This window comes from Streptomyces calvus, from assembly GCF_006782915.1.
Taxonomy (GTDB): Bacteria; Actinomycetota; Actinomycetes; order Streptomycetales; family Streptomycetaceae; genus Streptomyces; species Streptomyces calvus.
In genome coordinates, this window is the sequence record NZ_VCNP01000031.1 from 44,998 (window position 1) to 63,431 (window position 18,434).

The 18,434-nt window shown below is 67.8% G+C and carries 30 protein-coding genes; 1 reads left to right on the plus strand and 29 read right to left on the minus strand.

Features of this window, described 5'->3' with window-relative positions; all coding sequences use genetic code 11:
• Positions 1 to 17: 17 nt before the first annotated feature.
• Positions 18 to 461, minus strand: a complete 444-nt coding sequence (gene rplM / locus FGW31_RS13505) for a 50S ribosomal protein L13 (protein WP_019526965.1) — start codon at positions 459 to 461, stop codon at positions 18 to 20.
• Between the two features lie 232 nt (positions 462 to 693).
• Positions 694 to 1,899, minus strand: coding sequence for a glycosyltransferase 87 family protein (locus tag FGW31_RS13510; protein ID WP_142193677.1), 1,206 nt, complete (start codon positions 1,897 to 1,899; stop codon positions 694 to 696).
• Between the two features lie 74 nt (positions 1,900 to 1,973).
• Here FGW31_RS13510 and FGW31_RS13515 point away from each other — a divergent pair, with 74 nt between their 5' ends.
• Positions 1,974 to 2,855 carry a hypothetical protein gene (locus FGW31_RS13515; protein ID WP_142193678.1) on the plus strand — a complete coding sequence of 294 codons (882 nt, stop codon included), beginning with the start codon at positions 1,974 to 1,976 and terminating at the stop codon, positions 2,853 to 2,855.
• Positions 2,856 to 2,877: 22 nt separating this feature from the next.
• Here FGW31_RS13515 and truA read toward each other — a convergent pair whose 3' ends face one another.
• From truA to rplB, 27 genes are all read right to left on the minus strand, one after another.
• Positions 2,878 to 3,735, minus strand: coding sequence for a tRNA pseudouridine(38-40) synthase TruA (gene truA / locus FGW31_RS13520; protein WP_142193679.1), 858 nt, complete (start codon positions 3,733 to 3,735; stop codon positions 2,878 to 2,880).
• Positions 3,736 to 3,874: 139 nt separating this feature from the next.
• Positions 3,875 to 4,375 carry a 50S ribosomal protein L17 gene (rplQ, locus tag FGW31_RS13525; protein ID WP_142193680.1) on the minus strand — a complete coding sequence of 167 codons (501 nt, stop codon included), beginning with the start codon at positions 4,373 to 4,375 and terminating at the stop codon, positions 3,875 to 3,877.
• Between the two features lie 168 nt (positions 4,376 to 4,543).
• Positions 4,544 to 5,563: a DNA-directed RNA polymerase subunit alpha gene (locus FGW31_RS13530; RefSeq protein ID WP_142193681.1), complete on the minus strand. Its 1,020-nt coding sequence runs from the start codon at positions 5,561 to 5,563 to the stop codon at positions 4,544 to 4,546.
• Positions 5,564 to 5,817: 254 nt separating this feature from the next.
• The gene (rpsK, locus tag FGW31_RS13535; protein ID WP_003956432.1) at positions 5,818 to 6,222 is read right to left on the minus strand and encodes a 30S ribosomal protein S11; all 405 of its coding nucleotides are present in this window, start codon (positions 6,220 to 6,222) and stop codon (positions 5,818 to 5,820) included.
• 64 nt (positions 6,223 to 6,286) lie between these two features.
• The gene (gene rpsM, locus FGW31_RS13540) at positions 6,287 to 6,667 is read right to left on the minus strand and encodes a 30S ribosomal protein S13 (RefSeq protein WP_004984507.1); all 381 of its coding nucleotides are present in this window, start codon (positions 6,665 to 6,667) and stop codon (positions 6,287 to 6,289) included.
• A gap of 189 nt (positions 6,668 to 6,856) precedes the next feature.
• A complete protein-coding gene (gene rpmJ, locus FGW31_RS13545) occupies positions 6,857 to 6,970 on the minus strand; it encodes a 50S ribosomal protein L36 (protein ID WP_004984509.1) in 114 nt (37 codons plus the stop codon).
• Between the two features lie 60 nt (positions 6,971 to 7,030).
• Positions 7,031 to 7,252 (minus strand): translation initiation factor IF-1, encoded by a 222-nt coding sequence (infA, locus tag FGW31_RS13550; RefSeq protein ID WP_003948620.1) that lies wholly within the window; start codon positions 7,250 to 7,252, stop codon positions 7,031 to 7,033.
• A 153-nt stretch (positions 7,253 to 7,405) separates the two neighbouring features.
• Positions 7,406 to 8,242: a type I methionyl aminopeptidase gene (gene map, locus FGW31_RS13555; protein ID WP_142193682.1), complete on the minus strand. Its 837-nt coding sequence runs from the start codon at positions 8,240 to 8,242 to the stop codon at positions 7,406 to 7,408.
• Between the two features lie 240 nt (positions 8,243 to 8,482).
• Positions 8,483 to 9,136: an adenylate kinase gene (locus FGW31_RS13560; protein WP_142193683.1), complete on the minus strand. Its 654-nt coding sequence runs from the start codon at positions 9,134 to 9,136 to the stop codon at positions 8,483 to 8,485.
• Positions 9,136 to 10,449 (minus strand): preprotein translocase subunit SecY, encoded by a 1,314-nt coding sequence (gene secY, locus FGW31_RS13565; protein ID WP_142193684.1) that lies wholly within the window; start codon positions 10,447 to 10,449, stop codon positions 9,136 to 9,138. Before secY ends, FGW31_RS13560 begins: the two co-directional genes overlap by 1 nt.
• A gap of 244 nt (positions 10,450 to 10,693) precedes the next feature.
• A complete protein-coding gene (gene rplO, locus FGW31_RS13570) occupies positions 10,694 to 11,149 on the minus strand; it encodes a 50S ribosomal protein L15 (protein ID WP_006130771.1) in 456 nt (151 codons plus the stop codon).
• A 2-nt stretch (positions 11,150 to 11,151) separates the two neighbouring features.
• Positions 11,152 to 11,334, minus strand: a complete 183-nt coding sequence (rpmD, locus tag FGW31_RS13575) for a 50S ribosomal protein L30 (RefSeq protein ID WP_004984515.1) — start codon at positions 11,332 to 11,334, stop codon at positions 11,152 to 11,154.
• A 2-nt stretch (positions 11,335 to 11,336) separates the two neighbouring features.
• The gene (rpsE, locus tag FGW31_RS13580; protein ID WP_004984517.1) at positions 11,337 to 11,942 is read right to left on the minus strand and encodes a 30S ribosomal protein S5; all 606 of its coding nucleotides are present in this window, start codon (positions 11,940 to 11,942) and stop codon (positions 11,337 to 11,339) included.
• Between the two features lie 41 nt (positions 11,943 to 11,983).
• A complete protein-coding gene (gene rplR, locus FGW31_RS13585; RefSeq protein ID WP_142193685.1) occupies positions 11,984 to 12,367 on the minus strand; it encodes a 50S ribosomal protein L18 in 384 nt (127 codons plus the stop codon).
• A 3-nt stretch (positions 12,368 to 12,370) separates the two neighbouring features.
• Positions 12,371 to 12,910 (minus strand): 50S ribosomal protein L6, encoded by a 540-nt coding sequence (rplF, locus tag FGW31_RS13590; protein WP_142193686.1) that lies wholly within the window; start codon positions 12,908 to 12,910, stop codon positions 12,371 to 12,373.
• Between the two features lie 24 nt (positions 12,911 to 12,934).
• Complete coding sequence (rpsH, locus tag FGW31_RS13595; protein WP_004984520.1) at positions 12,935 to 13,333, minus strand: 30S ribosomal protein S8; 399 nt, start codon at positions 13,331 to 13,333, stop codon at positions 12,935 to 12,937.
• Between the two features lie 212 nt (positions 13,334 to 13,545).
• The gene (locus tag FGW31_RS13605; RefSeq protein WP_003948630.1) at positions 13,546 to 13,731 is read right to left on the minus strand and encodes a type Z 30S ribosomal protein S14; all 186 of its coding nucleotides are present in this window, start codon (positions 13,729 to 13,731) and stop codon (positions 13,546 to 13,548) included.
• A 5-nt stretch (positions 13,732 to 13,736) separates the two neighbouring features.
• Complete coding sequence (gene rplE / locus FGW31_RS13610; RefSeq protein ID WP_019526952.1) at positions 13,737 to 14,294, minus strand: 50S ribosomal protein L5; 558 nt, start codon at positions 14,292 to 14,294, stop codon at positions 13,737 to 13,739.
• On the minus strand, positions 14,294 to 14,617 hold the full coding sequence (rplX, locus tag FGW31_RS13615) for a 50S ribosomal protein L24 (protein WP_133919849.1): 324 nt from the start codon (positions 14,615 to 14,617) through the stop codon (positions 14,294 to 14,296). Before rplX ends, rplE begins: the two co-directional genes overlap by 1 nt.
• Positions 14,618 to 14,619: 2 nt before the next feature.
• Positions 14,620 to 14,988 (minus strand): 50S ribosomal protein L14, encoded by a 369-nt coding sequence (gene rplN / locus FGW31_RS13620; RefSeq protein ID WP_003998823.1) that lies wholly within the window; start codon positions 14,986 to 14,988, stop codon positions 14,620 to 14,622.
• 136 nt (positions 14,989 to 15,124) lie between these two features.
• Complete coding sequence (gene rpsQ / locus FGW31_RS13625; protein ID WP_006130775.1) at positions 15,125 to 15,412, minus strand: 30S ribosomal protein S17; 288 nt, start codon at positions 15,410 to 15,412, stop codon at positions 15,125 to 15,127.
• Complete coding sequence (gene rpmC / locus FGW31_RS13630) at positions 15,412 to 15,636, minus strand: 50S ribosomal protein L29 (RefSeq protein ID WP_007494763.1); 225 nt, start codon at positions 15,634 to 15,636, stop codon at positions 15,412 to 15,414. The genes rpsQ and rpmC overlap by 1 nt, the downstream gene beginning before the upstream one ends.
• On the minus strand, positions 15,636 to 16,055 hold the full coding sequence (rplP, locus tag FGW31_RS13635; RefSeq protein ID WP_111003148.1) for a 50S ribosomal protein L16: 420 nt from the start codon (positions 16,053 to 16,055) through the stop codon (positions 15,636 to 15,638). The genes rpmC and rplP overlap by 1 nt, the downstream gene beginning before the upstream one ends.
• Positions 16,056 to 16,060: 5 nt before the next feature.
• Entirely contained in the window at positions 16,061 to 16,888 is an 828-nt protein-coding gene (gene rpsC / locus FGW31_RS13640; RefSeq protein ID WP_004927271.1) for a 30S ribosomal protein S3, read from the minus strand.
• Positions 16,888 to 17,235, minus strand: a complete 348-nt coding sequence (gene rplV, locus FGW31_RS13645) for a 50S ribosomal protein L22 (RefSeq protein WP_006130776.1) — start codon at positions 17,233 to 17,235, stop codon at positions 16,888 to 16,890. Before rplV ends, rpsC begins: the two co-directional genes overlap by 1 nt.
• Before the next feature lie 45 nt (positions 17,236 to 17,280).
• The gene (gene rpsS, locus FGW31_RS13650) at positions 17,281 to 17,562 is read right to left on the minus strand and encodes a 30S ribosomal protein S19 (protein WP_006130777.1); all 282 of its coding nucleotides are present in this window, start codon (positions 17,560 to 17,562) and stop codon (positions 17,281 to 17,283) included.
• Positions 17,563 to 17,574: 12 nt separating this feature from the next.
• Positions 17,575 to 18,411: a 50S ribosomal protein L2 gene (gene rplB, locus FGW31_RS13655; protein ID WP_142193687.1), complete on the minus strand. Its 837-nt coding sequence runs from the start codon at positions 18,409 to 18,411 to the stop codon at positions 17,575 to 17,577.
• Between the last annotated feature and the right edge of the window lie 23 nt (positions 18,412 to 18,434).

Consider the following 18,434-nt stretch of genomic DNA (forward strand, 5'->3'; position numbering starts at 1 on the left):
CTTAGGGGTGGCCGGACTTACTGCGCGACCTGGGTGATCTCGAACGGCACCGGCTGCTGAGCGGCGTGCGGGTGCTGGTCGCCCGAGTAGACCTTCAGCTTCGAGAGCATCTGACGGCCCAGGGTGTTCTTGGGGAGCATGCCCTTGACGGCCTTCTCGATGGCCTTCTCGGGGTTCTTCGCGAGCAGCTCGTCGTAGCGGACGGAGCGCAGACCACCCGGGTAGCCCGAGTGGCGGTAGGCCATCTTCTGGGTCCGCTTGTTGCCGGACAGGTGCACCTTGTCGGCGTTGATGATGATGACGAAGTCACCGGTGTCGACGTGGGGCGCGTAGATGGGCTTGTGCTTGCCGCGCAGGATGGAGGCCGCAGTGGAGGCCAGACGGCCCAGGACGACGTCCTGAGCGTCGATGACGTGCCACTGGCGCGTCACATCGCCGGGCTTGGGGCTGTACGTACGCACGGTTCGTAGCCTTCGCTTCTTCAGTGAATGGTCCTGACAAGGTCACCGAAGACGATCACGACAGCCCTGACCGCACAGCGGTGACGCAAACCGCGTGCTGGTCGCTGGTCATCGGCCCGGTGGACCGGTGTAAGGGCCCCTCACGTGAGAATGAGTAAGCCACTACACACAACGAACATGCAGGATACCCACGCTCGGCCGGACGGGTCAAAACGAGCCCGTCCCCGGTGGGCTACACCGATTCTACGGGTTCTACGGGTGCGCGCCCCGGATCGGGCGCCCCGCGCGGCCCGTCCGCCTCCCTCGTCCCCCGCAGGCAGTGCCGCGCCACCGTCACGGCCAGCACGCACAGCGTGACGGCGTCCCGGAAGGCCCGCCGGCGCACCGACTCCAGCCACGGCCACGGCACGCCCGGCAGCTGCGGAACCAGCGAGAGCCAGAACCAGGGCCGCCGGGCCACCGCACCGGGGTGCGGCGCTCCGGCGAGCAGCAGCGGCAGGACCACCAACAGGTAGTGGTTGTAGGAGGGGCGGGAGACCAGGAACGCCGACAGCATCAGCGCCGCGGAGGTCTCCGCGAGGCGCGCCGGCAGCGGCCCCGGCCCGCACCAGCGCCGGTACGCGCACACCACTCCCGCGGCCGCCCCGAGCACGCCGAGCAGCGCGGCCGGGGCGCCGGGCACGCCGAGCCGGGGCAGCACCGCCGCCGGGGACGCCTCGTAGAGCCGTACGAAGGCGTCGTCGCCGCGCAGCAGGAAGGGCAGGGTGCGGGTGAGGAAGCCCGCCGGGTCCGGCATCAGCAGCGCCGCCGCGACCGACGCCGCCGACGGCACGAGCACCAGCACACCCAGCGCCCGCCACCGGCGCGCGAAGCAGAACAGCAGCGCCATCGGCGCGAGCAGCGGCTTGAACGCCACGGCCACCCCGACGACCGCGCCCGCCGCCACCCACCGGCCCCGGCTCGCCAGCAGCAGGCACAGCGGCAGCGCCAGCACGGCCGTCACCGTCCAGTTCCCGAGTCGCACCAGCTGCCCGAACGGCGCGAATCCGGCCGCGAGCCCCAGCAGCCCGAGGGCGGCGAGCCTGCTGTGCAGCGGTACGCGGTGCAGCCGCAGGGCGCAGGCCCAGCCCAGCGCGAGCGCGCCGGTCACCGCCGGGGGCACCAGCACGTCGAGCACGGACCGCGGCAGCAGCGCCTGCGGTACGGCGGCGAGGACCGCGCTCGGGAAGTAGAGGAAGTGCGGATCGTCATAGGGCGAACCACCGGCCAGCCAAGTCCGCGCGGCGTCCACGACGATCGCGTTGTCCATCCCTCCGCCCGAGGTCACCAGCACCGTATGGGTCGTCAGCGCCCCCAGCACGACCGCGAGCGCGGACCACAGCGGCCCGCCCGCAGGCCGCACCAACCACCCGGAGATGTCGCTTTTGCCCGTCACCATGCGGGCAACGCTAGGCCCTGCGAGGCCCGTTGGGACGGACCAGCACACCCCTTGCCCCGTCTAAGATGCGCCCCATGAGCTTTGGGCAGGGGGGACCTCAACAGCAGTGGGATCCCTGGAAACCGAATTCCCAGCAGCCGTGGAACAGCGGCGGCGCCGACCAGTCACCCGACTGGGCGGCGCTCGCCGAAGCCTCCGAGGCGCGCGCGAAGCGGCGTCGGCTGCTGTTCATCGGCGGCGGCGCCCTGGCAACCGTCGCGATAGGCGCGGCCGTGGCGGTGGCGGTCGTCTCGGCGAACGGCGGCAACGAGGCCTCGCCGGGCCCTTCCACCCAGCTGCCCGGCACCGCTGACATACCGAGCGCCACGGGCACCGTCCCGTCGTTCGCCCCGACCAGCGCCCCGCCCCCGCTGGACCCGAAGGACTTCATCGCCAGCGCGAAGAAGGACAAGGCTCCGCTGAGCCCCGACATCCTCTTCCCGGGCACCCAGCTGACCATGGGTGAGACGGTCTACAAGAAGGGCCCCACCGCCGACACCGAGAAGTGCGCGTCGGCCGCCAAGGCCACGCTGCCCAAGGTCCTCGACGACAACGGCTGCACCCGCCTGATCCGCGTCACCTACACCAAGGACGACGTGGCGGTCACGGTCGGCGTGGCCCTGTTCGACACCGAGGCGCAGGCGACCAGGGCCAAGCAGCAGGCCGACGACAAGAGCATCGTCAAGTCCCTGTCGGGCGGCGGCGTCAAGGACTTCTGCGTCGGCGCGGTCTGCCGCTCCACCACCAACTCCTACGGCCGCTACGCCTACTTCACCCTGGCCGGCTTCACCGACGGCAAGGACGTGACGACCAAGGACACGGCCGTCTTCGCCACCGGCGACGACCTTCAGGAGTTCACGTTCCGTCAGATCCGGCGCAGGGGCGAGGCGCAGGCCTCGGCGGCGGCGAACGAGTGACGCCGCCGCCGGCGGGCCGGGTTCAGCAGCAGCCCGCCGTCGGCAGGCTGCGCTTGTTGCGGGCCTCCTTGCTGCGGGCCGCGAGGAGTTCGTCGGCCGGGTAGCCGACCTCCTCCAGGGTCAGGCCGTGGGGGCGTACGACGTGGACGGCCGAGTCGCGGACGCCCGCGGCGAGGACCTGGCCCGGCCAGTCCGGCGGGCGGTGGCCGTCGCCGACGAACAGCAGCGCGCCGATCAGCGAGCGCACCATGTTGTGGCAGAAGGCGTCCGCCCGGACGGTCGCCGTGATGATGCCGTCCTCGCCCCGCACCAGGCTCAGTTCCTGGAGCGTGCGGATCGTCGTCGCGCCCTCCCGGCGCTTGCAGTACGCGGCGAAGTCGTGCTCGCCGAGCAGCGCGCGGGCGGCCTCGTTCATCGCGTCGACGTCGAGCGGCCAGTCGTGCCACAGCACGTGTCCGCGCAGCAGCGGGTCGACGCCGCCGGGGTTGTCGGTGACGCGGTAGGCGTAGCGCCGCCAGATCGCGGCGAACCGGGCGTTGAATCCGGGCGGCGCCTCCCGCAGGGCCCAGACCCGTACGTCCTTGGGCAGCCGGCCGGCGAGCCGCTTGAGCAGCTTCTCCTTGTGCTCCGCCCACACTCCGGCGGGCAGGTCCACGTGCGCCACCTGGCCCCGTGCGTGCACCCCGGCATCGGTCCGTCCGGCCACGGTCAGCTCGTACGTCGTCGTCCCGGACCGGGTCACGGTCCGCAGGGCGTCCTCGATCTCCCCCTGCACGGTCCGCCGGCCCCCGGCCTGCTTGGCCCAGCCCGAGAACTCGGTGCCGTCGTAGGAAAGGTCCAGCCGCACCCGTACGAACCCGGGCTGTACTTCGTCGCTCACCCAGAGATCCTCTCACCCACACGAAAGCGGGCCCGTTCCTGGAAGGGAACGGGCCCGCGACGCCCTGAAGGGGCGCGGAGAACTACGCGGCCGGCCGCGGCGAGCCGCGGCCGCCGGTCGACAGCTCTCGGCAGAACGCTTACGCGTCCTTCGACTCCTCGGCCGGGGCCTCGGCAGCCTCGTCGGCCTTGGCCTCGACGGCCTCGTCCTTCTTGAGGGCGTCTTCCTTGACCGCGCGCTTGGTGGCGGCCTCGGCCTCGCCGGTCGCCTCCTGAGCCACCGTCAGCGCCTCGACCAGCTCGATGACGGCCATGGGCGCGTTGTCGCCACGGCGGTTACCGATCTTGGTGATGCGGGTGTAGCCACCGGGACGGTTCTCGTAGCGCGGGCCGATCTCGGTGAAGAGCGTGTGGACGACGCTCTTGTCCGTGATGACCTGGAGCACCTGACGGCGGTTGTGAAGGTCGCCCTTCTTCGCCTTGGTGACCAGACGCTCGGCGTACGGACGCAGCTTGCGCGCCTTCGCCTCGGTGGTGGTGATGCGGCCGTGCTCGAAGAGCGACTTCGCGAGGTTCGCGAGCATCAGCTTCTCGTGCGCGGCACTGCCGCCCAGACGGGCACCCTTGGTGGGCTTCGGCATGGTTCTTCTCCTGTGTGTCTGCCCCGGCCGTGTCAGGTACCGGGGTCAGTATCCGAGCAGACGGTTGCCTGTCGGAGATCCGGTCGCCTTCTCAAGCGCCGGAAGGGCCCGCGCCCCGTAAGGGGCGCGGCGCACTGCGCGACCAGCCACAACGGACCGGCGGCCGAATCAGTACTGCTCGGTCTCCACGAAACCGGCGTCGGCGTCGTCATCGGCGCCGAAGGCGTCGGCGGCGGTCGGGTCGAATCCGGGCGGGCTGTCCTTGAGGGCCAGGCCCATGCCGGCCAGCTTCGCCTTGACCTCGTCGATCGACTTCGCACCGAAGTTGCGGATGTCGAGCAGGTCGGCCTCGGAACGCGCGACGAGCTCACCCACGGAGTGGATGCCCTCACGCTTGAGGCAGTTGTACGACCGAACGGTGAGCTCCAGCTCCTCGATCGGCAGCGCCAGGTCGGCGGCGAGGGCGGCGTCCGTCGGGGACGGGCCCATGTCGATGCCCTCGGCGTCGATGTTGAGCTCGCGCGCCAGACCGAACAGCTCGACCAGGGTCTTGCCGGCCGACGCCATGGCGTCACGGGGACGCATGGCCTGCTTGGTCTCGACGTCGACGATCAGCTTGTCGAAGTCGGTGCGCTGCTCGACACGGGTCGCCTCGACCTTGTAGGTGACCTTGAGGACCGGCGAGTAGATCGAGTCGACCGGAATCCGGCCGATCTCCTGGCCCACCTGCTTGTTCTGCACGGCGGAGACGTAACCGCGGCCGCGCTCGACCGTCAGCTCCATCTCCAGCTTGCCCTTGCCGTTGAGCGTGGCGAGGACGAGGTCGGGGTTGTGCACCTCGACACCGGCCGGCGGGGCGATGTCGGCGGCGGTGACCAGACCCGGGCCCTGCTTGCGCAGGTACATCACGACCGGCTCGTCGTGCTCCGAGGAGACGACCAGCTGCTTGATGTTGAGGATCAGGTCGGTGACGTCCTCCTTGACGCCCGGCACGGTGGTGAACTCGTGCAGGACGCCGTCGATGCGGATGCTGGTGACAGCGGCACCGGGGATCGACGACAGGAGGGTGCGGCGGAGCGAGTTGCCGAGGGTGTAGCCGAAGCCCGGCTCCAGCGGCTCGATCACGAACCGGGAGCGGAATTCGTCGACGACCTCTTCGGTCAACGAGGGACGCTGAGCGATCAGCATGTGTGGATCAGATCCTTCTTTCGTGGACGCCCGCTATTTGACGTCCGACGGAAACCGCACCCGGTGAAAAGTGCGGGTACTGCAAGGGTACGGGCGATACGGCGCTTACGTGCCGTACCGCCCGGAACCCGAAGCCGATCGAAGCGGCCGTGCGTCAGACGCGGCGGCGCTTCGGCGGGCGGCAGCCGTGCTGTGACATTGCGGGGGACGACCCCCGCACCCCCAGCAGGGCGCCGACCGACCGAGCCGGTGCGTCAGACGCGGCGGCGCTTCGGCGGGCGGCAGCCGTTGTGCGGGGTCGGGGTGACGTCCTGGATGGAGCCGACCTCGAGGCCCGTGGCCTGCAGGGAGCGGATCGCGGTCTCACGACCGGAGCCCGGGCCCTTGACGAACACGTCGACCTTGCGCATGCCGTGCTCCTGGGCGCGGCGGGCGGCCGACTCGGCGGCCATCTGCGCGGCGAACGGCGTGGACTTCCGGGAGCCCTTGAAGCCGACGTGGCCGGCGGAGGCCCAGGAGATCACGTTGCCGGACGGGTCCGTGATCGAGACGATCGTGTTGTTGAACGTGCTCTTGATGTGCGCGTGGCCGTGAGCGACGTTCTTCTTTTCCTTGCGGCGCACCTTCTTGGCAGCGCCCTGACGACCCTTGGGGGGCATCTGTAACTCCTACGGGAGGTGGTCGGTCCTACAGCGAAGACCGTGGACAGAGGTCCGCTGCGGACTACTTCTTGCCCGGCTTCTTCTTGCCGGCGATGGCGCGACGCGGGCCCTTGCGGGTACGCGCGTTGGTGCTGGTGCGCTGACCGCGGACGGGCAGACCGCGACGGTGACGCAGACCCTGGTAGGTGCCGATCTCGACCTTGCGGCGGATGTCGGCCTGGATCTCGCGACGGAGGTCACCCTCGGTCTTGATGTTGTTGTCGACGTACTCGCGGATCGCGACGAGCTGCTCCTCGGAGAGGTCGCGAACGCGGGTGTTCGGGTCGACGCCGGTGGCGGCCAGCGTCTGCTGCGAAAGGGTCCGGCCGATGCCGAACACGTAGGTGAGGGCGATCTCCACGCGCTTTTCGCGCGGGATGTCAACACCGGAAACGCGTGCCATTCAATGGCTCCAGTTGATTGTCGGAGGTCTTCCACAGGACCGGCTCCCAGCCGCCGTACCAGGTACGAACTGGGTCCCCAGCCTCCGAGCCGGGGGTGTCGAGCCGTACGGCTCGGGCCCTGCGTATGAACATGTTGCTCGCGTCGCGCGAAGTTCTGCGGAAGTCGCAGAGGGTCGATCGTGCTGCGGTCAGCCCTGGCGCTGCTTGTGGCGCGGGTTCTCGCAGATGATCATGACCCGGCCGTGACGGCGGATCACCCTGCACTTGTCGCAGATCTTCTTGACGCTCGGCTTGACCTTCATGGGATGTGAGGTTCTCCGGGTCAGTGCCACCGCCCCGGCGAGCCGGGGCGCGGGCAAGATCTACTTGTACCGGTAGACGATCCGGCCACGCGTCAGGTCGTACGGAGAGAGCTCCACCACGACCCGGTCGTCAGGGAGGATGCGGATGTAGTGCATGCGCATCTTGCCGCTGATGTGTGCCAGGACCTGGTGGCCGTTCTGGAGCTCGACCTTGAACATGGCGTTCGGAAGAGACTCGACGACAGTGCCCTCGATCTCGATGGCACCTTGCTTCTTGGCCACGCTTCGCCCTTCGAATCGACTACCTTGATCGACTCCGCGCGTGCACCGTGTTGAGTACATGCAGGCATGCGGGTGCACAAGAGCCGACGAGTCAGTCTACGTCAGCGCACCCGGAAAGACGAATCGGGGAAGTCTGCCCCACCCGGCTGATCCTTAACCGAGCGGATCCGGCGCCGCCGTGACGCCCAGCTCGGCCAGCTTGGCCCTGCCGCCGTCGGGAGCCGTGAGGACCAGCGGGCCCTGCTCGGTCAGGGCGACGGAGTGCTCCCAGTGGGAGGACCAGGTGCCGTCGGTGGTGACGACCGTCCAGTCGTCCTCCAGGACCTCGGTGCGCGGGGTGCCCAGCGAGACCATCGGCTCGATGGCCAGGCAGAAGCCCGGAACCAGCTTGGGGCCCTTGCCGCGGCGGCGGTCGACGTAGTTCAGCAGGTGCGGGTCCATGTGCATCTCGGTGCCGATGCCGTGGCCGCCGTAGTCCTCGATGATCCCGTACTTGCCGCCGCCCGGCTTCGGCTGGCGGCGGATGTACGTCTCGATGGCACGGGAGACGTCCACGAGCCGGTTGCCCTGCTTCATGGCCGCGATGCCGGCCCACATCGACTCCTCGGTCACCCGGGACAGCTCGACCAGCTCCGGGGAGTGACCGGACCCCACGAACGCGGTGTAGGCGGCGTCGCCGTGCCAGCCGTCGACGATCGCGCCGCAGTCGATGGAGATGACGTCGCCGTCCTTGAGGACCACGTCGTCGGAGGGGATGCCGTGGACGACGACCTCGTTCACGGAGGTGCAGATGGTGGCCGGGAAACCGCCGTAGCCGAGGAAGTTCGGCTTGGCGTTGTGCTCGGCGAGCACCTTGCGGGCCACCTGGTCCAGGTCCTTCGTCGTGGCCCCGGGCACTGCGGCCTCACGGGTGGCCGCGTGGATGGCGGCGACGACCAGCCCCGCCTCACGCATCTTGGCGATCTGCTCGGGGCTCTTGATCTGCACCATGGGGACGACGGCCTTTCTTGGACCGGAGAACGGAAACGAACGCTTCCCACGATACGGGCCGGAGCCGGGCCCGCCGCGGGCGGACGTGCTCCCCCTGCCGTGAGGGCCCGGGAGACACCCGGGACGGCGCGGGCGCACGCGGCGACGGCGACGCCTCGTCGGCGCCGGGCCGCGCGACACACCCCCGCCACGCCGCAGCCGCGGCCCCCCGAAAGGAGCCGCGGCTGCCGTCACGTAGACCTACTGCTCGCGCTTCAGCGCCTCCAGCGCCCGCCCGGTGACCTCGTCGACGGCGCCCATCGCGGAGATGGTGACGACCAGGCCCTGCGCCTTGTAGTAGTCGATGATCGGCTCGGTCTGCGTGTGGTAGACCTCCAGCCGCGTCCGGACGGTCTCCTCGGAGTCGTCGTCGCGCTGGTACAGCTCACCGCCGCAGATGTCGCAGACACCGTCCTGCTTCGGCGGGCTGTACGTCGCGTGGAAGACGTGCGCGGAGTCCTTGCGGCAGATCCGCCGACCGGCGATCCGCTTGACGACCTCTTCCTCGGGGGCTTCCAGGTCGAGGACCGCGTCCAGCGTGATGCCCTCGGTCGTCAGCAGCTCGTCCAGCGCCTCGGCCTGCGACACGTTGCGCGGGAAACCGTCCAGCAGGAAGCCGCCCTCGGCGTCGGGCTGCTCCATGCGGTCCTTGGCCATGGCGATGGTGACCTCGTCCGGAACCAGGTTGCCGGCGTCCATGTAGGACTTGGCGAGCTTCCCGAGCTCGGTCTGCCGGCTGATGTTGGCGCGGAACAGGTCGCCCGTGGAGATGTGCGGGATGCGCAGTTTCTCGGCAAGGCGGGTGGCCTGTGTGCCCTTCCCAGCACCCGGCGGCCCGACGAGGACGATTCGCATCAGCGGAGGAACCCTTCGTAATTGCGCTGCTGGAGCTGGCTCTCGATCTGCTTCACCGTCTCGAGGCCCACACCCACGATGATCAGGATGCTGGTGCCGCCGAAGGGGAAGTTCTGGTTTGCCCCGAAACCAACCAACGCCATCGTCGGTACGAGAGCGATCAGACCCAAGTACAGCGAACCCGGCCAGGTGATCCGGTTGAGCACGTAGCTCAGGTACTCAGCGGTCGGTCGGCCAGCCCGGATGCCCGGGATGAAGCCACCATACTTCTTCATGTTGTCGGCGACTTCCTCGGGGTTGAAGGAGATCGCCACGTAGAAGAACGCGAAGAAAACGATGAGCAAGAAGTACAAGCTGACGTAAATCGGGTGGTCGCCCTTCACCAGGTGCGCCTCGATCCAGGTCTTCCAACCCGAGGTGCCGCTGGAGAACTGCGCGATGAGGGCCGGGATGTAGAGCAGCGACGAGGCGAAGATGACGGGAATCACACCCGCCTGGTTCACCTTGAGCGGGATGTACGTGGACGTACCGCCGTAGGAACGACGGCCGATCATGCGCTTCGCGTACTGGACGGGGATCCTGCGCTGCGCCTGCTCGACGAAGACGACCAGGCCGACCATGACCAGGCCCACGGCGATGACGGTGCCGAACTCGATCCAGCCGTCCGCGAGGCTGCCCTGCTCCTTGATGGCCCACAGGGCGGAGGGGAAGGTCGCGGCGATCGAGATGAACATCAGGATCGACATGCCGTTGCCGATGCCGCGGTCGGTGATGAGCTCACCGAGCCACATGACGACGGCCGTACCGGCGGTCATGGTGATGACCATGGTGATGGTCACGAAGATCGACTGGTCCGGGACGATCTGGCTCGCGACCGGGCAGCCCTGGAAGAGGGCGCCGCTGCGGGCGGTGGCCACCAGGCCGGTACCCTGCAGGATGGCGAGCGCGACCGTCAGGTAACGGGTGTACTGCGTGATCTTCGCCGTGCCGGCCTGGCCCTCCTTCTTGAGGGCTTCCAGGCGCGGAATCACCACGGTCAGCAGCTGCAGAATGATGCTCGCCGTGATGTAGGGCATGATGCCCAGCGCGAAGACCGTGATCTGGAGCAGCGCGCCGCCACTGAACATGTTCACCAGACCGAAGAGGCCCTGGTTCGCCTGGGCCGCGTCGATACAGGTCTGGACGTTCCGGTAGTCGACACCCGGGATCGGGATGTGCGTACCGACCCGGTACACCACGATGATGCCGAGCGTGAAGAGCAGCTTCTTGCGCAGGTCGGGCGTCTTGAACGCCCGGGCGAACGCGGTGAGCACGGTGCCTCCTGCGACCCCCCGCGCAACTGCGTCAAGGGTGACGGTCTTGAGATTCCGACTAAGGACGATTACGTAACGGTCAACTGCCGCCCTGAGTGCCCCGCGTGGGGCGCCCGAGGTAATCGGGCAGCGCAGGCCACCTTACCGGCGAGACTGCCGCCCTAGGAACGACCAACCGGGGATACCCCATTTGTGGGGTATCCCCGGTCGGGATCGCTCTACGTCATCGAGACACCTGACGGGGTCAGACGAGCTCGGTGACGGTACCGCCGGCGGCGGTGATCTTCTCCTTGGCGGAGCCGGAGACGGCGTCGACCGTCACCTGCAGCGCCACGGAGATCTCGCCCTGGCCCAGGACCTTGACGAGGCTGTTCTTGCGCACGGCACCCTTGGCGACCAGGTCCTCGACCGTGACCTCTCCGCCCTCGGGGTAGAGGGAGGCGAGCTTGTCCAGGTTGACGACCTGGTACTCGGTCTTGAACGGGTTCTTGAAGCCCTTCAGCTTCGGGAGGCGCATGTGCAGCGGCATCTGGCCACCCTCGAAGCGCTCCGGAACCTGGTAACGGGCCTTGGTGCCCTTCGTACCACGACCGGCCGTCTTACCCTTCGACGCCTCACCACGACCGACACGGGTCTTGGCGGTCTTGGCGCCCGGGGCGGGACGGAGGTTGTGGATCTTGAGCGGGTTGTTCTCCGCCATGATCAGTCGACCTCCTCGACCGTCACGAGGTGGCGGACGGTGTGCACCATGCCGCGGAACTCGGGGCGGTCCTCCTTGACGACCACGTCGTTGACCTTCTTCAGGCCAAGCGAACGCAGGGTGTCACGGTGGTTCTGCTTGCTGCCGATGTAGGACTTGACCTGCGTGATCTTGAGCTGCGCCATGATCACACACCCGCCCCGGCACGCGCACGGAGAAGAGCCGCGGGGGCGACGTCCTCGAGCGGCAGACCACGGCGGGCCGCGATCTCCTCGGGACGCTGCAGGCCCTTGAGGGCCTCCACGGTCGCGTGCACGATGTTGATGGCGTTGTCGGAGCCGAGCGACTTCGACAGCACGTCGTGGATACCGGCGCACTCGAGCACGGCGCGCACCGGACCACCGGCGATCACACCGGTACCGGGCGACGCGGGCTTGAGCAGCACGACGCCGGCAGCCTTCTCACCCTGGATCGGGTGCGGGATGGTGCCCTGGATACGCGGGACCTTGAAGAAGTGCTTCTTGGCCTCCTCAACGCCCTTGGCGATGGCGGCCGGCACCTCCTTGGCCTTGCCGTATCCGACACCCACGGTGCCGTCACCGTCGCCCACCACGACCAGCGCGGTGAAGCTGAAGCGACGACCACCCTTCACAACCTTGGCGACGCGGTTGATCGCGACGACGCGCTCAACGTACGCGGTCTTCTCGGCGGCAGCTGCGCCGCCGTCACGGCCCTTCCGGTCCCGCCGCTCGCCGCCACCGGCACCGCCACCGCGGCGCTGGGGTCCAGCCATTGGAATTACCTCTCTCTGTTTCCGCTAGCTACGGAACCGGCTCAGAACTTCAGACCGGCTTCGCGGGCGGCGTCCGCCAGAGCGGCGATGCGCCCGGCGTACTGGTTGCCACCACGGTCGAACACGACGGCCTCGACACCGGCGGCCTTGGCGCGCTCGGCGACCAGGGCGCCGACCTGCTTGGCCTGCGTGGACTTGTCGCCCTCGCCGCCGCGGATCGACGCGTCCAGGGTGGACGCCGACGCCACGGTGTGGCCCTTCAGGTCGTCGATCACCTGCGCCACGATGTGGCGGTTGGAACGAGTCACGACCAGGCGAGGACGCTCGGCGGTGCCGGCGACCTTCTTGCGGATCCGGATGTGACGACGCTTGATCGCAGCACGCTTGTAGGCGTCGCCCTTGAGGATCTTCTGCCCGTATGCCATGGCTTACTTACCCGCCTTTCCGACCTTGCGGCGGATGACTTCGCCCTCGTACTTGACGCCCTTGGCCTTGTACGGGTCGGGCTTGCGCAGCTTGCGGATGTTGGCCGCAACCTCGCCGACCTTCTGCTTGTCGATGCCCTCGACCGAGAAGCGGGTGGGGCTCTCCACCTTGAAGGTGATGCCCTCGGGCGCCTCGACCGTGATCGGGTGGCTGTAGCCGAGGGAGAACTCCAGGTTCGAACCCTTGGCGACAACGCGGTAACCGACACCGCTGATCTCGAGCTTCTTCACGTAACCCTGGGTCACGCCGGTGATCATGTTCGCCACCAGCGTGCGGGACAGGCCGTGCAGGGCCTTGTTCTGACGCTCGTCGTTGGGGCGGGTGACGTTCAGAACGCCGTCCTCACCCTTGGCGATCTCGATCGGCGCCACGACGGTGTGGGTCAGCGAGCCCTTGGGGCCCTTGACCGCGACCGTACGGCCGTCGATGGTGACGTCCACGCCGGCGGGAACCGCGATGGGGAGCTTGCCGATGCGCGACATAGCTGTTTCCTCCGTTCCCTTCCGCTACCAGACGTAGGCGAGGACTTCCCCACCCACGCCCTTCTTGCCGGCCTGCTTGTCGGTGAGGAGCCCGTGCGACGTGGAGATGATCGCCACGCCGAGGCCGCCGAGCACCTTCGGCAGGTTGGTGGACTTCGCGTACACCCGGAGACCGGGCTTGGAGATCCGCTTGATGCCCGCGATGGAGCGCTCACGGTTGGGGCCGAACTTCAGCTCCAGGACGAGGTTCTTGCCGACCTCGGCGTCCTCGACCTTCCAGCCCGTGATGAAGCCCTCCTGCTGGAGGATCTCCGCGATGTGCGACTTGATCTTCGAGTGCGGCATCGCCACGGAGTCGTGGTACGCCGAGTTCGCGTTCCGCAGACGCGTAAGCATGTCTGCGATCGGATCAGTCATGGTCATGAATTGGCCTTCGGCCTCTCTCGCCGGGGTTTCCTGGTGCGCCATCCCTCTCCCCGATCCGAGACGGGACGGGTGCGGCGCGGTGGACCTACGGCGTAGTAAGTCGTACGGGCACGGCAGGTGCCCAACCCCGCAAGCCTAAGCCATGCGGAGCGGGCCTCCCGCCGTTCCCATTGCTTACCGAGAGCCCTGGGAGTCCGGAATTACCCGGATTACCAGGAGCTCTTGGTCACGCCCGGCAGCTCGCCACGGTGAGCCATCTCACGAAGGCACACGCGGCACAGGCCGAACTTGCGGTACACGGAGTGCGGACGACCGCAGCGCTGGCAGCGGGTGTAGCCACGCACACCGAACTTGGGCTTGCGAGCAGCCTTCGCGATGAGAGCCTTCTTCGCCATCTCGCTCACGCCTCCTTGAACGGGAAGCCGAGGTGACGGAGAAGGGCGCGGCCCTCTTCGTCGTTGGTCGCCGTGGTGACCACGGTGATGTCCATACCCCGGACACGGTCGATCTTGTCCTGGTCGATCTCGTGGAACATGACCTGCTCCGTGAGACCGAAGGTGTAGTTGCCACGGCCGTCGAACTGCTTGGGGGACAGGCCGCGGAAGTCGCGGATGCGCGGCAGCGCGAGCGACAGGGTGCGGTCCAGGAACTCCCACATGCGGTCGCCACGGAGCGTGACGTGGGCACCGATCGGCTGGCCCTCACGCAGCTTGAACTGCGCGATGGACTTGCGGGCCTTGGTGACGGCCGGCTTCTGACCGGTGATCGTGGTGAGGTCGCGGATGGCGCCCTCGATCAGCTTGGAGTCGCGGGCGGCGTCGCCCACACCCATGTTGACCACGATCTTGACGAGGCCGGGAACCTGCATGACGTTCTCGTAGGAGAACTCCTCACGCAGCTTGCCCGCGATCTCCTCGCGGTACTTCGTCTTCAGACGCGGAGTGGTGGTGGTCGTCATCAGATGTCCTCACCCGTCCGCTTGGCAACGCGGATCTTGTTGCCTTCGTCGTCGAAGCGGTAACCGACGCGGGTCACGACCTTCTGGCCGTCCTTCTCCACGACGAGCTGAACGTTGCTCACGTGGATCGGGGCCTCGGTGGTCACGATGCCGCCGGCCTGCGAACCGCGAGCGGTCGGACCGGCCTTCGTGTGCTTCTTGACCCGGTTGACACCCTCGACCAGGACACGGTCCTCGCGGGGGAAGGCCGCGATGACCTTGCCCTGCTTGCCCTTGTCCTTACCGGTGATGACCTGGACCAGGTCGCCCTTCTTGATCTTCATGCTCACAGCACCTCCGGCGCGAGGGAGATGATCTTCATGAACTTCTTCTCGCGCAGCTCACGGCCCACGGGGCCGAAGATACGGGTGCCACGAGGGTCGCCGTCGTTCTTCAGAATGACGGCGGCGTTCTCGTCGAAGCGGATGTACGAGCCGTCCGGACGGCGGCGCTCCTTGACGGTGCGAACGATGACCGCCTTGACGACGTCACCCTTCTTCACGTTGCCACCGGGGATCGCGTCCTTGACGGTGGCGACGATGACGTCACCGATGCCCGCGTAGCGGCGACCGGAGCCACCGAGCACACGGATGCAAAGGATTTCCTTCGCACCAGTGTTGTCGGCGACACGCAGTCGCGACTCCTGCTGGATCACGTCTATCTCCTGTTTGTCTGCCGGTTCCCCGGGGGCCGCTCATCTGCTTGAGCGAACGGCCCCCGGAGCCTGGCGGAACTGTCCTGCGAGGGATGCCCCGCAGGCGTACTTGTTGGAATTCCCTTGCGGGAATTGCCTACTTGGCCTTCTCGAGGATCTCGACGACGCGCCAGTGCTTCGTCGCGGACAGCGGCCGGGTCTCCATCAGGAGGACGCGGTCGCCGACGCCGGCGGCGTTCTGCTCGTCGTGGGCCTTGAGCTTGCTCGTGCTGCGGATGACCTTGCCGTACAGCGCGTGCTTCTTGCGGTCCTCGACAGCGACGACGACGGTCTTGTCCATCTTGTCGCTGACGACGATGCCCTCACGGGTCTTGCGGAAGCCCCGAGCCTCAGTGTTCGTCTCAGTCACGTTGTTCTCGCTCATCAGGCGTTCTCCACCGTTTCGATGCCCAGCTCACGCTCGCGCATCAGGGTGTAGATCCGCGCGATGTCCTTGCGGACCGCCTTCAGACGGCCATGGTTCTCGAGCTGACCGGTCGCCGCCTGGAAGCGGAGGTTGAACAGCTCTTCCTTGGCCTCGCGAAGCTTCGCCAGAAGCTCCTCGTTGCCCAGCTCGCGCAGCTCGGACGCCTTGGTACCGGCCGACATCACGCTTCACCTGCCTCGCGCTTGACGATCCGGCACTTCATCGGCAGCTTGTGGGCCGCACGGGTCAGCGCCTCACGGGCGATCTTCTCGTTGGGGTACGACAGCTCGAACATGACGCGTCCGGGCTTGACGTTGGCCACCCACCACTCCGGAGAACCCTTACCGGAACCCATGCGGGTCTCGGCGGGCTTCTTGGTGAGCGGGCGGTCCGGGTAGATGTTGATCCAGACCTTGCCGCCACGCTTGATGTGACGGGTCATCGCGATACGAGCCGCCTCGATCTGGCGGTTCGTGACGTACGCCGGGGTCATCGCCTGGATGCCGTACTCGCCGAACGCAACCTGCGTGCCACCCTTGGACATGCCGTTGCGCTTGGGGTGGTGCTGCTTGCGGTGCTTGACCCTACGGGGGATCAGCATGTCGGTCAGGCCTCCGTTCCGGTGCTCTCAGCCGGAGCGGCAGCCGGAGCCTCGGCCTTGGGGGCCTCGGCAGCGGGAGCCTGCTGCGGCTTGCGACCGCGACCGCCACGCTCGCCACCGCGGCCACCACGGGCCGGGCGGTCAGCGCCACCACGGGCCGGGCGGTTGCCGGCGCGGGCGGCGGCGTTCTCGGCGCGGACCTCGGCGATGTTCTTGACGTCGCCCTTGTAGATCCAGACCTTCACACCGATGCGGCCGAAGGTCGTCTTGGCCTCGAAGAAGCCGTAGTCCACGTTCGCGCGGAGCGTGTGCAGGGGCACACGGCCCTCGCGGTAGAACTCCGAGCGGGACATCTCGGCGCCGCCGAGGCGGCCACCGCACTGGATCTTGATGCCCTTGGCGCCCGCCTTCATCGCCGACTGCATGCTCTTGCGCATGGCGCGGCGGAAGGAGACGCGGGAGGAGAGCTGCTCGGCGACGGCCTGGGCCACGAGCTGAGCGTCGGTCTCGGGGTTCTTGACCTCGAGGATGTTCAGCTGGACCTGCTTGCCGGTGAGCTTCTCGAGGTCGCCGCGGATGCGGTCGGCCTCGGCGCCACGGCGGCCGATGACGATGCCCGGACGCGCGGTGTGGATGTCCACACGCACACGGTCACGGGTGCGCTCGATCTCGACCTTGGAGATGCCGGCGCGCTCCATGCCGGACGTCATCATCCGACGGATGGCGACGTCTTCCTTGACGTAGTCCTTGTACAGCTTGTCGGCGTACCAACGCGACTTGAAGTCGGTCGTGACACCGAGCCGGAACCCGTGCGGGTTTACCTTCTGGCCCATTACCGGGTTCCTTCCTTGCTGCTGACGACCACGGTGATGTGGCTGGTCCGCTTGCGGATCCGGTAGGCGCGGCCCTGGGCGCGCGGCCGGAACCGCTTCAGGGTCGGGCCCTCGTCGACGTAGGCCTCGGAAATGAAGAGGCTGTCGACATCGGTGTGGTCGTAGTTGTGCGCGGCGTTGGCAATGGCGCTGTCCAGCACCTTGCCGACCGGCACGCTCGCGGCCTGCGGGGCGAAACGCAGGACCGCCTGAGCCTCCGTGGCGTCCATGCCACGGATGAGGTCCACCACGCGGCGGGCCTTCATGGGCGTGACGCGGATGTACCGCGCCTGGGCCCTGGCTTCCATGGTTGTCCCTTCAGTGTCTGTCATTGGTCGTTTGCACCCCGCCTGCTAGCGGCGCTTCGACTTCCGGTCTTCCTTGACGTGGCCCCGGAAGGTGCGGGTCGGCGAGAACTCGCCGAGCTTGTGGCCGACCATCGACTCGGTGACAAACACCGGGATGTGGGTCTTGCCGTTGTGCACCGCGATCGTGTGGCCCAGCATCGCCGGGACGATCATCGAGCGGCGGGACCAGGTCTTGATGACGTTCTTGGTACCGGCTTCGTTCTGCGCGTCCACCTTCTTCATCAGGTGGTCGTCGACGAAGGGTCCCTTCTTCAAGCTACGAGGCATCTCAACCCGTCCTTAGCGCTTCTTGTTCGTCTTGCGGCGGCGGACGATGTACTTGTTCGACGCCTTCTTGGGCGAACGAGTACGGCCTTCCTTCTTGCCCCACGGGGACACGGGGTGACGACCACCGGAGGTCCGGCCCTCACCACCACCGTGCGGGTGGTCAACCGGGTTCATGACGACACCACGGACGGTCGGGCGGACGCCCAGCCACCGCTTACGGCCGGCCTTGCCCCAGTTGATGTTGCTCTGCTCGGCGTTGCCGACCTCGCCGACGGTGGCGCGGCAGCGGACGTCGACCAGGCGGATCTCGCCGGACGGCATGCGCAGGTGGGCCATCTGGCCCTCCTTCGCGAGCAGCTGCACCGAGGCGCCGGCGGAGCGGGCGAACTTCGCGCCGCCGCCGGGACGCAGCTCGATGGCGTGCAGCGTCGTACCGACCGGGATGTTGCGCAGGGCGAGGTTGTTGCCCGGCTTGATGTCGGCCCCGGGACCGTTCTCGACGCGGTCGCCCTGGTTCAGGCCACGCGGCGCGAGGATGTAGCGCTTCTCGCCGTCCGCGTAGTGCAGGAGCGCGATGCGCGCGGTGCGGTTGGGGTCGTACTCGATGTGCGCGACCTTCGCCGGCACGCCGTCCTTGTCGTGACGACGGAAGTCGATCACTCGGTAGGCGCGCTTGTGGCCACCGCCCTGGTGGCGGACGGTCACACGACCGGAATTGTTACGGCCGCCCTTGCTGTGCAGGGGACGGACCAGCGACTTCTCCGGCGTGGACCGCGTGACCTCGACGAAGTCGGCGACGCTGGAGCCACGACGGCCCGGAGTCGTCGGCTTGTACTTGCGGATACCCATTTCTCAGTCCTCGTCCGATATCG